12 protein-coding genes are annotated in these 14,920 nt (G+C 44.9%); 10 read left to right on the forward strand and 2 right to left on the reverse strand.

Translation table 11 applies throughout. The features are described 5' to 3' along the window. The first annotated feature begins 217 nt into the window (after positions 1-217). The 5 genes from rppH to AC6R16_RS20725 are packed head-to-tail and all read left to right on the forward strand — an operon-like array spanning position 218 to position 5,524. The gene (gene rppH, locus AC6R16_RS20705) at positions 218-736 is read left to right on the forward strand and encodes an RNA pyrophosphohydrolase (RefSeq protein ID WP_500639277.1); all 519 of its coding nucleotides are present in this window, start codon (positions 218-220) and stop codon (positions 734-736) included. Between the two features lie 2 nt (positions 737-738). Next, on the forward strand, positions 739-2,985 hold the full coding sequence (ptsP, locus tag AC6R16_RS20710; RefSeq protein WP_500639278.1) for a phosphoenolpyruvate--protein phosphotransferase: 2,247 nt from the start codon (positions 739-741) through the stop codon (positions 2,983-2,985). 35 nt (positions 2,986-3,020) lie between these two features. Next, entirely contained in the window at positions 3,021-3,785 is a 765-nt protein-coding gene (locus AC6R16_RS20715; RefSeq protein ID WP_500639309.1) for a sulfite exporter TauE/SafE family protein, read from the forward strand. Positions 3,786-3,841: 56 nt separating this feature from the next. Then, positions 3,842-4,663 carry a prolipoprotein diacylglyceryl transferase gene (gene lgt / locus AC6R16_RS20720; protein ID WP_069667527.1) on the forward strand — a complete coding sequence of 274 codons (822 nt, stop codon included), beginning with the start codon at positions 3,842-3,844 and terminating at the stop codon, positions 4,661-4,663. Between the two features lie 9 nt (positions 4,664-4,672). After that, a complete protein-coding gene (locus tag AC6R16_RS20725) occupies positions 4,673-5,524 on the forward strand; it encodes a thymidylate synthase (RefSeq protein WP_500675588.1) in 852 nt (283 codons plus the stop codon). A 346-nt stretch (positions 5,525-5,870) separates the two neighbouring features. Here the strand turns inward: AC6R16_RS20725 and AC6R16_RS20730 are convergent, their stop codons facing one another. Next, positions 5,871-7,016: a Na/Pi symporter gene (locus AC6R16_RS20730; RefSeq protein ID WP_500639280.1), complete on the reverse strand. Its 1,146-nt coding sequence runs from the start codon at positions 7,014-7,016 to the stop codon at positions 5,871-5,873. 410 nt (positions 7,017-7,426) lie between these two features. Here AC6R16_RS20730 and nhaR point away from each other — a divergent pair, with 410 nt between their 5' ends. Next, entirely contained in the window at positions 7,427-8,317 is an 891-nt protein-coding gene (nhaR, locus tag AC6R16_RS20735) for a transcriptional activator NhaR (RefSeq protein WP_004744857.1), read from the forward strand. 171 nt (positions 8,318-8,488) lie between these two features. Then, entirely contained in the window at positions 8,489-8,788 is a 300-nt protein-coding gene (locus AC6R16_RS20740) for an ArsR/SmtB family transcription factor (RefSeq protein WP_004744856.1), read from the forward strand. 95 nt (positions 8,789-8,883) lie between these two features. Here AC6R16_RS20740 and rpsT read toward each other — a convergent pair whose 3' ends face one another. Then, positions 8,884-9,144, reverse strand: a complete 261-nt coding sequence (gene rpsT, locus AC6R16_RS20745) for a 30S ribosomal protein S20 (protein WP_004744855.1) — start codon at positions 9,142-9,144, stop codon at positions 8,884-8,886. 247 nt (positions 9,145-9,391) lie between these two features. Here rpsT and murJ point away from each other — a divergent pair, with 247 nt between their 5' ends. The 3 genes from murJ to ileS all read left to right on the forward strand — a co-directional run bounded on the left by murJ (position 9,392) and on the right by ileS (position 14,874). Then, positions 9,392-10,954, forward strand: coding sequence for a murein biosynthesis integral membrane protein MurJ (murJ, locus tag AC6R16_RS20750; protein WP_500675589.1), 1,563 nt, complete (start codon positions 9,392-9,394; stop codon positions 10,952-10,954). A 91-nt stretch (positions 10,955-11,045) separates the two neighbouring features. Then, positions 11,046-11,990 (forward strand): bifunctional riboflavin kinase/FAD synthetase, encoded by a 945-nt coding sequence (gene ribF, locus AC6R16_RS20755; protein WP_500675590.1) that lies wholly within the window; start codon positions 11,046-11,048, stop codon positions 11,988-11,990. Positions 11,991-12,045: 55 nt separating this feature from the next. Then, positions 12,046-14,874: an isoleucine--tRNA ligase gene (gene ileS / locus AC6R16_RS20760; RefSeq protein WP_500675591.1), complete on the forward strand. Its 2,829-nt coding sequence runs from the start codon at positions 12,046-12,048 to the stop codon at positions 14,872-14,874. Positions 14,875-14,920 lie beyond the last annotated feature (46 nt).

Below are 14,920 nucleotides of genomic sequence, written 5' to 3' on the forward strand. Positions count from 1 at the left end.
ACTTTCTCATTGATTCTTCACATAGTTATACACAGAAAAGGTGAATAAATGTGGTCTATGTCTCACTGTGGTGTGAGTAACCTTTGTTTTGGTTAAAAGTTATCCATTGGTGGGTGGGAAAGCAATATTTTCTGCCCTAGTCACACTAGTAAGTTTGCTCCTACTGGGGATATGTGGAAAAATCACTGTAATTAAAGATTTTATTAGAGGTTGGCCAGTGATAGATGGCGATGGTTACCGCTTAAACGTGGGAATTGTAATCTGTAACAGCCATGGTCAGGTCTTCTGGGCTAAACGATACGGACAACACTCTTGGCAATTTCCTCAAGGTGGAATTGATGAAGGTGAGACCCCTGAGCAGGCAATGTATAGGGAGTTGTATGAAGAGGTTGGTCTTACAAAGAACGATGTAAAGATCGTCGCGACAAGTCGTCATTGGTTAAGGTACAAGCTACCAAAACGTCTTGTTCGTTGGGATTCAAAACCTGTTTGTATCGGACAGAAACAGAAATGGTTTCTGCTGCGACTCGATTGTGATGAATCACGAATTGATATGTTGCGTGGCAGTTCCCCTGAATTTGATGGTTGGCGTTGGGTAAGCTATTGGTATCCAGTCAGACAAGTGGTTTCTTTTAAGCGTGATGTTTATCGTCGCGCAATGAAAGAGTTTGCATCAATGGCAATGCCATTTAAACAGCGTAAAGTAAAAGGCAAACGTAAGCACCGAAGAGGGTAGACATGCTTTCTCAACTAAGGGAAATAGTTGAACAAGTTTCTAAGGTAGAAGAAGTTCATCAGGCCTTAGATATTTTAGTTAAACAAACATGCAGTGCGATGAGTACTGAGTGTTGCACCGTCTATCTTGCTAATGAAGAAATGCAGCGTCTTGAGTTAATGGCGACTCAGGGCCTGCGTTTTAAAGGCGATAAAATTCATATCCGATTTAGCGAGGGCTTAGTTGGCCTTGTTAAACGCAGTGCTGAGCCGCTTAACTTAGCGGAAGCCTCCAAACACCCCAATTTTAAATACTTCTCCGAACTGGGAGAGGAGGTTTATCAAAGCTTCCTCGGAACCCCAATTATTTACCGTAAACAAGTGCTTGGCGTACTCGTCGTTCAGCAGAAGACCCCGCGTCAGTTTGATGAGATGGAAGAGTCGTTTCTGGTCACTCTTGCCGCGCAGCTCGCCGTAATCATCGCTCATGCGCAAACTCAAGGTCATTGGCGATTAGAGAAAAAACAGCAAGCAATCCGTGGTGTTCCTGCCTCTTCTGGGGTTGCGATTGGGGAGTTTTGGTGGGACGACACCCAACCTGAACTGAGTAATGTTTATCCTGCCTCGACATTAGATATTGATCGCGAGCAGGAGTGGCTGTTACTGGCGATAGAAGAAGCGTTGAATGACTTTCGACGCATGCGTAAAAAGCTCGATAGCGAGATAAACAAAGACGCTTTAGCGATATTCGATCTTTTTACCCACTTACTTAACGATCCTATGCTGCGCAAAGACCTTAAAGCGCAAATCCAAAAAGGGGATCGTGCTGACTGGGCGCTGCGCCAAGTGGTTGAGTCATACTCCAACCGCTTTGCTCGTATGTCTGATGTTTACTTGCGAGAGCGAGCACAAGACATTCGTGAGCTAGGCCAACGGTTACTGTTCTTTTTGCACAATACTGACCAAGAAAAGCAGCCCTTTGATAAACCTGTAATCTTAGTCGTGCGTGAACTCACCGCGACCTTATTGGCATCGATCCCCAAAGAGAAACTGCTGGCGGTTATTTCTTTAGAAGGGGCAGCTAACTCGCATGCGGCGATTTTGTCGCGCGCATTAGGTATCCCCGCGGTCATGGGTGTCACGTTAAACCCTAAAATACTGAATGGTAAGAAAGGCGTTGTTGATGGCTATAGCGGTAAAATACTCGTTTCACCCAATCGACAACTGCTACGTGAATATCGTGCCCTTGCCAACGAAGAGCGCGAGTTGGCTAATATGGTTAATCAGCGCATCGAAGAGCCTGCATTTACCAAAGATGGTCAACGGATCGAAGTGATGTTGAATGCTGGGTTAAGTGCCGATACCAATATTGCCATCAACCAAGGTGTTGATGGGGTAGGCCTGTACCGAACTGAAATCTCGTTTTTGCTTCAGCACCGATTCCCTTCAGAAGAAGAGCAGACTCAGCAGTATCAAGCCGTATTAAGCAGCTACCCGAGTAAGCGCGTTGTTATGCGTACGCTAGATGTTGGTGGTGACAAAGCCTTACCTTATCTCCCTATTGAGGAAGATAACCCATTCTTAGGATGGCGTGGTATTCGCTTTACTCTCGATCATCCCGACATCTTCTTAATGCAGATACGCGCGATGATGAAAGCGAGCTCGAAGCATCAGAATCTAAGTATTTTGCTGCCTATGGTATCTGGTGCCCAAGAACTCGATGATGCCATTGAACTGATTACACGCGCCTATGAAGAGGTGGCAGAGCTTGATGATCAGATTGCGATGCCTCAGATCGGTGTGATGATTGAAGTTCCATCGATGATCTATTTACTGCCACTAATTGCCAGCAAAGTAGATTTTGTTTCTATTGGTACTAACGACTTAACCCAGTACCTGCTTGCGGTTGACCGAAACAATGCTCGCGTTGCAGATGTTTATGAGTCAATGCATCCATCGGTTATTATGGCTTTAAGCCATATTCATCGTACCTGCCAGCAGTTAAACCTGCCTGTATGTATCTGTGGTGAACTTGCCGGTGACCCAATCGGCGCGCTTTTAATGGTTGGCTTAGGCTACCGAAGTTTGAGTATGAACACGTCGAACGTGGCAAAAGTAAAGTACCTGTTGCGTCATACTGAAACGGAAGAATTACGTTCGCTTGCTGACAAAGCGCTGATGCAACCTTACGGCCATGACATTTATGCTATGATGCAATCATTTTTTGAAAGTAAAGGCTTTGCCGGCTTTATTCGAGCGGGCAAAAAATAAGGATTATTGTGTCTATAGAACTACTTGTTTCTTTTATGCTGCTTGGCGCTGTCGTTGGCGTGATGGCAGGATTACTCGGTATTGGTGGCGGATTAATCGTTGTACCAGCACTGCTTTTTCTTTTACCTGCTGCAGGCATAGATGCCAGCATTAGTATGCAAATTGCGTTAGCAACATCGCTTGCGACCATTATTGCAACCTCAGGTTCATCGGCTCTAAACCATTTCAAACTCGGTAATGTCGATATGTTTGTCGTTAAGTGGCTGATGCCCGGTGTGGTGGTCGGTGGCTTCTTAGGCGCGAATGTTGCTGAGTGGATCCCTGCTCAATACCTACCTAAAGTGTTTGGTATCATTGTGCTGCTGTTGGCTATTCAAATGCTGTTTTCTATCCGCGGTAAGTCACAAAAAACCATGCCAGGCAGTGCGACTACTATGGCTTATGGCACCGGGATTGGCGTTGTTTCGAGCTTAGCGGGTATTGGAGGCGGCTCGTTGTCTGTCCCGTTTCTCAACAGCCATGGCATCGAAATGCGTAAAGCGGTGGGTTCTTCTTCAGTTTGTGGCTGTATGATTGCTATCTCTGGCATGGCGGGTTTTATTTTGCATGGCTATAAAGTTGATGCGCTGCCTGATTACAGCATCGGTTATGTCTATCTGCCCGCTTTGGTTGCGATTGCGTCGACCTCGATGCTGACGACGCGCATAGGGGCAAAACTTGCAACGTCGTTACCTACACCAACTTTGAAAAAAATATTTGCAGTTTTTTTAATGTTTGTTGCTGGAACTATGTTGCTCTAAAGCACTCTCATCTATACAAATAAAATCGTCAGAACTTCAAAAAGAGTAATCCTCCTATGTCTCAGGGATATCTAACTTTTCCAAATATCGATCCTGTACTTGTGTCCATTGGGCCGCTTTCTATCCGCTGGTATGGATTAATGTATCTAGTCGGCTTTGCTTTTGCGTTATGGTTGGCAAATCGCCGTGCAGACAAAGCAGATAGTGGTTGGACGCGTGAGCAAGTCTCGGATCTTCTGTTCGCTGGATTCTTGGGTGTGGTTATTGGTGGCCGAGTCGGCTACGTTATCTTCTACAACTTTGATCTTTTCATTCAAGACCCGCTTTACCTATTTAAGGTGTGGACAGGTGGCATGTCATTCCATGGCGGCCTACTGGGTGTCATCACTGCCATGTTCTGGTATGCGAAAAAGAATGGACGTACCTTCTTTGGCGTGGCGGACTTCATTGCTCCACTAGTGCCGTTTGGTTTAGGTATGGGCCGACTCGGTAACTTTATGAACAGTGAGCTGTGGGGACGCGTTACAGATGTGCCATGGGCATTTGTCTTCCCTAATGGTGGTCCACTGCCGCGTCACCCATCTCAGCTGTATGAAATGTTCCTCGAAGGGATCGTGCTGTTCTTTATCTTGAATTGGTTTATCAAGAAACCACGTCCTCTTGGCGCAGTATCAGGGCTATTTTTAGCGGGATATGGTACATTCCGTTTCCTAGTCGAATACGTACGTGAACCGGATGCACATCTAGGTCTGTTTGGTGGATTTATCTCTATGGGACAAATCTTATCCCTACCTATGGTGCTGATTGGTATCCTGATGATGGTTTGGGCGTATAAACGTGGTCATTACAAAGATGAACTACCACAACAAACGAAGTAAGGAATTGGTGTGAAACAGTATTTAGATCTCTGTCAGCGTATCGTTGACCAAGGTGAGTGGATTGAAAATGAGCGCACCGGCAAGCGTTGCCTAACGGTGATCAATGCAGATCTAACTTATGATGTCGCGAACAACCAGTTCCCGTTAGTAACGACTCGTAAGAGTTTCTGGAAAGCCGCGGTTGCTGAGCTACTTGGTTACATTCGTGGTTACGACAATGCTGAAGATTTTCGTAAGCTAGGCACCAAAACTTGGGATGCTAACGCAAACCTCAATGAGGCGTGGCTCAACAATCCTTACCGTAAGGGTGAAGATGATATGGGGCGCGTTTACGGTGTGCAAGGTCGCGCCTGGGCTAAGCCAGATGGCGGTCATATCGACCAGCTACGTAAAATCGTTGATGATTTAACGCGTGGCGTCGATGACCGTGGTGAAATCCTAAACTTCTACAACCCAGGTGAGTTCCACATGGGCTGTCTGCGCCCGTGTATGTACAGTCATCACTTCTCCTTGTTAGGTGATACCTTGTACTTGAACAGCACTCAGCGCTCTTGTGATGTGCCTCTAGGGCTTAACTTCAATATGGTTCAAGTATATGTGTTCCTCGCGATTATGGCTCAGATTACTGGCAAGAAAGCGGGGCAGGCGTACCACAAGATTGTTAACGCTCATATCTATGAAGATCAACTTGAGCTGATGCGTGATGTACAGCTAAAGCGTGAACCACTAGAAGCGCCAACGTTTCATATTAATCCTGAGATTAAGTCACTAGAAGATTTGGAAACTTGGGTAACACTCGATGATTTCTGGGTTGAAGGTTACGAGCACCACGACCCGATTCAGTATCCATTCTCAGTCTAACAAGACGATATGAATTACTAAGCCGCCTAAAATAGGGCGGCTTTTTTGTAGGGGAAAGGAGGCGGGAACGGGCTGCGCCCTCGATAGGCGAGAATGCTGCGCTCGAGAGTCGAGACCGGGCTTCACCCTTCGAGACATGTTCGTAAAACGTAAATCGAAAGTTGCTAGAGAAAACGTGATATTATTGTAATTATCTGAAATTAATAGAAAACTCTCCTCGTGACTCAGCATCCCTGATGCTCAAATTTTCTCGCTTCTCGCTTCTCGCTTCTCGCTTCTCGCTTCTCGAAATGCAAAAAGCCCGCAACTTAAGTTGCGGGCTTTGTAATAAGCGATGGTCTTGGTATTAAGCTGTCAACGCTAGGATTGTGCCTGGCAGTGCAACGAACACTGCTAATAGGTAACCAGCTACAACCGCTTTGTTTTTCACAGCCATGTCAGAGATTAAGTCTGCACCTTTTACAGGTAGTTCACGTAGGAATGGAATACCGTAGATGAATACTGTCGCCAAGATGTTGAACACTAGGTGTACTAGAGCAATCTGTAGTGCGAATACTGCAAACTCACCTGATACTGCAGTCGCTGCTAATAGAGCGGTGATACAAGTACCGATGTTGGCACCTAGAGTGAATGGGTAAACGTCACGCACTTTAAGTACACCAGAACCTACTAGTGGAACCATTAGACTTGTTGTCGTAGAAGAAGACTGTACAAGTACTGTTACGATAGAGCCAGAGAAGATACCGTGGATTGGACCACGACCAATTGCGTTCTTTAGAATCTCACGAGCACGGCCAACCATTAGGCTCTTCATTAGCTTACCCATTACGGTGATTGCAACGAAGATAGTCGCGATACCTAATACGATAAGCAAGATACCGCCCATTTGGTCACCGAATGTTGCTAGTGGCTCCTTAACTGCGCTTACTACTGGCTTGGTTAGAGGCTTAATGAAGTTCAAACCTTTAATGCTCATATCGCCAGTTGCTAGGAATGGAGATACTAACCAGTGTGAGATCTTATCAAGAATACCAAACATCATTTCGATAGGTAGGAAGATCGCAACCGCTAATAGGTTGAAGAAGTCGTGGATAGTCGCACTTGCAAATGCGCGCTTAAACTCTTCTTTGCAACGAACGTGACCTAGAGAAACTAGAGTGTTGGTTACTGTTGTACCGATGTTCGCACCCATCACCATAGGGATAGCTGTTTCTACCGGAAGACCGCCGGCCACTAGGCCCACGATAATTGAAGTTACTGTACTTGAAGATTGGATAAGTGCTGTTGCGACTAGACCGATCATCAAACCTGCTACTGGGTGAGATGCAAATTCAAATAGAACTTTAGCTTGATCGCCTGTTGCCCATTTGAAACCACTGCCTACCATAGATACCGCTAGAAGTAGCAGATACAACATGAATGCCAAGTTAGCCCAGCGCAACCAGCGAGTAGTGCTCGAAATTGGCGCCGCTGTAGTAGTAGCTTGGTTCATAATCATTTTCTCCGTGGACCGTTAATGTCTTAGTTTTGGTCTGTTGTTGAAACTGAGGGCGATGTTAGAGGGGAAATATTTCAGTAATATTACAGTTGTGTGTAATAGGTTTTTTTTTATTTGAGTAGAGAGTGTGTTGCCGTAATTTGAAATTTACGATTTATTTAAGTTGTTGTTTTGCATGTAATAATAATTGTTTTTGTGGATGCCTTTAGGATGTGATTAGAATCGAAAAAATCGCAGAAAATTTTCGATTGTGAGCCGGTTTGTGACACTTCATTGTCATATTTATAATCCTAGTTTCGGTAAAAGTTACAGTAAGTGAATATAAGGTAGGTTTTGTCGAATTATTGTTGTCATGCGCCGCATTTGCTATAACCTACACACTAAAATAAGAAGAGTATTTCTCTATGTCACACTTAAACTACAACCACCTTTATTACTTCTGGATGGTATGTAAGCAAGGCTCTGTTACTAAGGCAGCCGATGCTCTGTTTCTCACTCCGCAAACTGTTACTGGACAGATTAAAGCACTAGAAGAACGTATGGATGGTAAGTTAACTAAGCGCAATGGCCGTAGTGTTGAACCTACTGAGCTTGGGCAGCTAGTGTTTAAGTATGCCGACCGAATGTTTGGCCTGAGCTATGAGATGCTAGATATTGTTAACTACAGTCAGCGTTCTAACATTCTATTTGATGTCGGTGTAGCAGATGCCTTATCAAAGCGATTAGTGAGTAAAATACTACTAACCACCGTTCCTGAAGATAACAGTATTCATCTACGCTGTTTCGAATCAACTCACGAGATGCTACTAGAGCAACTCGCACAGCATAAGCTGGATATGATTTTGTCTGATTGCCCAGTCGACTCTAGTCAGAGCCCTGGTCTGTACAGCAAAAAGCTCGGTGAATCCAATATGAGCTTCTTCTGTTCAGGTAACGTCGATAATGTTAGCTTTCCTGCAGTATTAGAGCAGCGCAAACTGCTTATTCCCGGTAGCCGTACAGCGATGGGACGTAAAGTGTTGCAGTGGTTTGACCGTCAGGGGTTGCAGCCTAATATCTTAGGTGAATTTGACGACGTCGCTTTAATGAAAGCCTTTGCTCGTTACCACCATGATGTGATTTTCTTAGCCCCTTCTATCTATATGTCTGAAGTCGAAAGCGACCTTCCTCTACAACTTATCGGCCATATTGATGAGTTAAAAGAAGAGTACTATGTCATATTTGCGGAGCGTATGATTCAGCACCCAGCGGTGAAGAATGTTTGTGATGCAGACTTCACAACCCTATTTAATTAGACTCCGATCTATTTGAACAAATAGATTAGTTGTTACAATTCGATTAATATTTGAAATAATTCACTCTAATATAATTAAATACACAGTGAATCTGGTGACTGATCGACAGCGTTACTTATTGTGTAAGGCTGATGTTTGTAGAAGTATTGTTGTAGGAAGAGGTAGTGGCCGATGAATCTACAAGAGATGGAAAAGAACTCTGCTCAGGCTGTAGTACTGCTTAAGGCGATGGCCAATGAGAGGCGTCTTCAGATCTTGTGCTTATTACACAATCAAGAGCTGTCAGTAGGGGAATTGTGCAGTAAGTTGGAGTTAAGCCAATCTGCTTTATCTCAGCACCTAGCGTGGTTGCGAAGAGATGGTTTGGTCAATACTCGAAAAGAGGCACAGACAGTTTATTACACTTTGAGTAGTGAAGAAGTGAAAGCAATGATCCAATTGCTGCACGACCTTTACTGTTCAGAGAAATAGTAGATTTATCGAGGTTTGTTGTTTAGCCTCGAAATTTAGACATAAAAAAACCGGCAATTGCCGGTTTTTTCTTTCACTGGGAAATCAGAGTTCTATTAAAGAGCTTTGATTGCAGCAGCGAAACGAGACTTATGACGTGCAGCTTTATTCTTGTGAATAAGGCCTTTAGTCGCCATGCGGTCTAGGATTGGTGTAACTGCAGCAAATGCTTCAGTTGCAGCAGCTTTGTCGCCTGCTTCGATAGCAGCAACAGTTTTCTTCATGTAAGTACGCATCATTGAGCGACGGCTAGCGTTGTGCTGACGACGTTTCTCAGCCTGGATAGCGCGCTTCTTAGCAGATTTACTATTTGCCAAGGGTCTAACTCCCAAAAACTTAGTTCAGTGACAATTTAAGGGCGAGGAATATCCCTCATTTGCGCTTAAATGTCAAATAATTTGTGCAAAAACCAATCTAGCCAAACTAATTTTGGTTTGAAAGGTCTTCACGGTTAAGATGGCGGGGATTCTAACAGTATTTTTTTTTCAATGCTAATACTAATCTGCTCTGGTTATGACATTCCTGTTGTAAAGTAGAGCAAAATTTTTGATTCCCGAGGTAAATGTGAGTAAACGCCTACTCAAGTCAGGCATGATAGTTAGTGCTATGACCTTGATCTCTCGAGTTTTAGGCTTGGTTCGAGATGTTGTTGTTGCCAATCTTATGGGGGCTGGTGCCAGTGCCGATGTGTTCTTTTTTGCCAACAAAATCCCTAACTTTTTAAGGCGCCTATTTGCTGAAGGTGCATTTTCACAAGCCTTTGTTCCTGTATTGACGGAATATCATGCCGCTGGAGAGATGGATAAAACTCGTCAGCTCATCGCGAGAGCAGCGGGTACATTAGGCGTTATTGTCTCTATTGTTACTGTGCTCGGCGTTTTAGGTTCTGGTGTGGTGACCGCGCTGTTTGGATTCGGCTGGTTTTTAGACTGGCTTAACGGAGGACCTTCGGCGGAAAAGTTTGAGCTCGCGAGCTTAATGCTCAAAATTACTTTCCCGTACTTATGGTTTATCACCTTTGTCGCTTTGTCGGGAGCGATTCTTAATACGCTAGGTAAATTTGCAGTCTCTTCTTTTACGCCGGTTTTTCTCAATGTGATGATCATTTTATCGGCGTGGTTTATTGCGCCTCAATTATCACAACCTGAAATAGGTCTAGCGATAGGTGTGTTCCTTGGCGGTTTAGTTCAGTTTTTATTCCAGATCCCGTTTCTGATTAAGGCGGGAGTTATGGTTAAGCCTAAGTGGGGCTGGCGTGATCCGGGTGTAGTTAAGATTCGCACGTTAATGATTCCAGCACTGTTTGGTGTTTCTGTTAGCCAAATTAACCTATTGTTCGATACGTTTATCGCCAGTTTCCTTCAGACCGGTTCTATCAGTTGGCTTTATTACTCGGATCGACTGTTAGAGTTTCCGCTTGGCTTATTTGGTATTGCTATCGCAACAGTCATTCTGCCTGCCTTGTCTCGAAAACATGTCGATGATCATAATGACGGTTTTGCGCAAACCATGGATTGGGGCGTACGTATGGTCACCTTACTCGGCATTCCGGCCATGCTTGGTTTGATGGTATTGGCCAAACCTATGCTAATGGTGCTGTTTATGCGTGGAGAGTTTACTCCCCAAGACGTGAACTATGCCTCGATGTCTCTGGTTGCTTACGCGTCAGGCTTACTCAACTTTATGTTGATTAAAGTACTGGCTCCAGGTTACTACTCGCGCCAAGACACCAAAACGCCAGTGAAATATGGCATCATCGCGATGGTAACCAATATGGTTTTCAACGCTATCTTCGCTTGGTTCTATGGTTATGTTGGTCTTGCCATTGCAACCGCATTGTCTGCCTTTGTAAATATGTCTCTTCTATATAGAGGCTTGCACATTGCGGGTGTCTATCACCTGACCAAAAGAACGTTACTGTTTATAGCCAAGCTTGTTATTGCTGGTGGCTTAATGGTTGGTGCGATTTTGTGGCAGTTAGAAGAGATGAGTGTGTGGCTAACTTGGACATTGCTAGAGCGAGTGATGTGGTTAACGGCATTGATTGGATTAGGCGCGGGTGTTTACCTGTTGTCACTGCTTATTATGGGTGTTCGTTTAAAAGATCTAAAAGCGGCGACAGAATAAGGGTGATTAGTATATAATCCGTCAGTTTCACGCAACGTTAATTCTTTTTTTGAGAATTTGTAGTCAATAAATTAGTTTTTAGTAGTCTCCAATGGAATTGATTCGAGGTATTCACAACATCAAACCACACCATCAAGGGTGTGTATTGACGATCGGAAATTTCGATGGTGTTCACCTCGGGCATCAAGAAGTTTTACGCCAAGTGTCTGAGCAAGCTAAACAATTAAGTTTGCCTTCAATTGTAATGACATTTGACCCTCAACCATTGGAGCTGTTTGCTAAAGATAAAGCACCTGCGCGCTTAACGCGTCTTAGAGATAAGTTTGTTCAGTTGAGCAAATTGAATATCGAAAGGCTGCTTTGCGTGAACTTTAATCATCAATTCGCTAATCAAAGTGCTGACGAGTTTATTAGTGACTTGTTGGTGAAGCGTTTGGGTGTTAAGTTTCTCGTCGTAGGTGACGATTTCTGCTTTGGTCGTGGCCGAAAAGGCAATTTTGCCATGCTGCAAGAAGCAGGCAAAAAGTACGGTTTTGAAGTGGTAAGCACTCAAAGCTTCTGTTTACAACAGTTACGTGTAAGCAGTACTGCGATTAGAGAAGCCTTAGCGCAAGATCAGCTTGAGCAAGCCGCTGAAATGCTTGGGCGTGATTACAGTATTAGTGGGCGAGTTTCTCACGGGAGAAAACTCGGCAGAACGATCGGTTTTCCGACGGCGAACATTCCACTAAAACGTTGCGTATCGCCAGTCTCTGGCGTGTATACCGTGCAAGCTTTGGGCTTGGGCGAAGAACCTGTCGGCGGTGTTGCCAATATCGGTAATAGACCGACAGTTAATGGCGTACGCCAACAACTCGAAGTACATTTATTCGACTTTAAAGCCAACTTATATGGCAAACAGCTAGAAATCGTACTTTTAGATAAGATTCGCGACGAACATAAATTTGAATCGTTCGAAGCTTTGAAACAACAAATTGAATTGGATGCTGAAGCAGCAAGGGTGTGGCTGCATCAGTATAAAGCCCAAGCGGTTTAGTTCGCTGCTTGGCATAATGTCTAACTGTCACCCAACACAACGGAATTAAGAATCGATGAGTGAGTATAAAGATACCCTGAACCTTCCTGAAACAGGGTTTCCGATGCGTGGCAATCTGGCAAATCGTGAGCCAGAAATGCTTAAGCGTTGGTATAAAGAAGACCTTTACGGTGAGATCCGTAAAGCGAAGAAAGGCAAAAAATCTTTCGTTCTACACGATGGCCCTCCATACGCGAATGGTGACATTCACATTGGTCACGCACTAAACAAGATTCTTAAAGACATTATTATTAAATCCAAAACACTTTCTGGTTTTGATGCACCGTACATTCCTGGTTGGGACTGTCACGGTCTACCAATTGAACTAATGGTAGAAAAGAAAAAAGGCAAACCAGGTCAAAAAATCTCTGCGGCTGAGTTCCGTGAAGAGTGTCGTAAGTACGCGGCAGGTCAGGTAGAAGGTCAAAAAGAGAGCTTCAAACGCCTAGGTATTATGGGTGAGTGGGATAAGCCTTACCGCACTATGGATTTTGCGACTGAAGCAAACATCATCCGTGCACTTGGTAAGATTGCTGATAACGGCCACCTACTAAAAGGTTTCAAACCAGTTCACTGGTGTACAGACTGTGGCTCTGCACTTGCTGAAGCAGAAGTAGAGTACAAAGATAAAGTTTCTCCATCTATCGACGTACGCTTTAAAGCGGCAGATGAAGCAGCGCTTCTATCTAAGTTCTCATTGAACGAAGGTCATGAAGGCGAAGGCGATATCTCAATCGTTATCTGGACAACCACACCTTGGACACTGCCAGCAAACCGCGCAGTATGTCTACGTGATGATTTAGAGTATGTCTTGATCCAAGTAGAAGGTGAGTCGAAGGAGCGTATCATCGTTGCTTCTGAGCTAGCGAAAGATGTGATGGATCGTGCGGGTATCGAGCACTTCCATAACCTTGGCTTTGCAAAAGGTAGCGACCTTGAGCTATCTCAGTTTAATCACCCATTCTACGACTTCACGGTTCCTGCGATCCTTGGCGATCACGTAACTACGGATTCTGGTACTGGTGTGGTTCACACAGCACCTGGTCACGGTCAAGAAGACTTTGCAGTCGGTAACAAATACAACCTAGAAGTGGCTAACCCAGTCGGTTCAAACGGTGTTTACCTGCCGGATACTGAGCTTTTTGCTGGCCAACACGTATTCAAGGCTAATGATGCAGTTGTTGAAACGCTAAAAGAGAAAGGCGCACTGCTACATCACCACGCTTACGAGCACAGCTACCCTCACTGTTGGAGACACAAAACTCCAATCATCTTCCGTGCAACACCACAATGGTTCGTGTCTATGGACCAAGCTGGCCTACGTGCAAAAGCACTAGAGTCAATCAAAGGTGTTGAGTGGATGCCAGAGTGGGGTCAAAGCCGCATCGAAGGTATGATTGAAGGTCGCCCAGAGTGGTGTATCTCTCGTCAACGTACTTGGGGGGTGCCAATCGCTCTATTCGTTCACAAAGAAACGGCAGAGCTTCATCCAAACACTTTAGAGCTGATTGAGAAAGTGGCTCAATTAGTTGAAGAGAAAGGCATTCAAGCTTGGTGGGACCTAGAAATCTCTGACCTACTAGGTGAAGAAGCGGATAAGTACGAGAAAGTACTCGATACGCTAGACGTATGGTTCGATTCAGGTGTGACTCACTACTCAGTTGTTGATGCTCGTGAAGAGTACAACGGCGCGTCGGCAGACCTATACCTAGAAGGCTCTGACCAACACCGCGGTTGGTTCCAGTCTTCACTAATTTCATCAATCGCGATGAAAGACGAAGCGCCATACAAGCAAGTGCTTACTCACGGTTTCGTGGTTGACGGTCAAGGCCGTAAGATGTCGAAATCTATCGGTAACGTAGTTGCGCCAAAAGATGTGACTAACAAGCTAGGTGCAGATATCTTGCGCCTATGGGTTGCTTCAACTGACTACACAGGTGAAGTTGCGGTTTCTGATGAAATCCTAAAACGCTCTGCAGATGCGTACCGTCGTATCCGTAACACAGCGCGTTTCTTCCTTGCTAACCTAAGCGGCTTTAACCCAGCAACGGATCTCGTTCCTGCTGAAGAAATGGTTGCTTTAGACCGTTGGGCTGTAGGTCGTGCACTAGCGGCACAAGAAGAGATCGTTAAAGCTTACGGTGAGTACAACACTCACGCAGTAACACAGCGCTTAATGCAGTTCTGTTCTATCGAAATGGGCTCATTCTACCTAGACGTGATTAAAGACCGCCAGTACACAGCGAAACTAGGCGGTCACGCTCAACGTAGCTGTCAGACAGCGCTTTACTACATCGTAGAAGCGCTTGTTCGTTGGATGGCGCCAATCATGTCGTTCACTGCAGACGAGATCTGGAACGAGATGCCAGGCGAGCGCGATAAGTTTGTCTTTACAGGCGAGTGGTATGAAGGTCTGTTCGGTCTAGTTGAAGGTGAAGAGCTGAACAACGAATTCTGGGCTGAAATCCAAGCGGTTCGTGGTGGTGTAAACAAACTGCTAGAAGACGCTCGTAAAGAGAAGACAATTGGTGGTTCTCTGCAAGCTGAAGTGACGCTTTACGCTGATGATGCACTAGCGGCGAAACTAAGCAAGCTAGAAGATGAGCTACGTTTTGCTCTACTGACTTCAGCAGCGGTTGTTAAGCCTCTAAGCGAGAAATCAGAAGCGGCGCAAGCAACAGATGTCGAAGGTCTGTTTGTTGAAGTGAAAGCAACTAAAAACGAGAAGTGTGACCGCTGCTGGCACCACACTCCAGATGTTGGCACAATCGCAGGTCACGAGAAAATCTGTGGTCGTTGTGTGTCTAACGTTGATGGCGAAGGCGAAGTACGCAAATTCGCTTAAGATTAGCGGAACTTTATTAAAATAATCTAGCCCCAGTATCTACTGG

It is taken from the genome of Vibrio sp. R10-SG3-ISO10 (genome assembly GCF_059834185.1).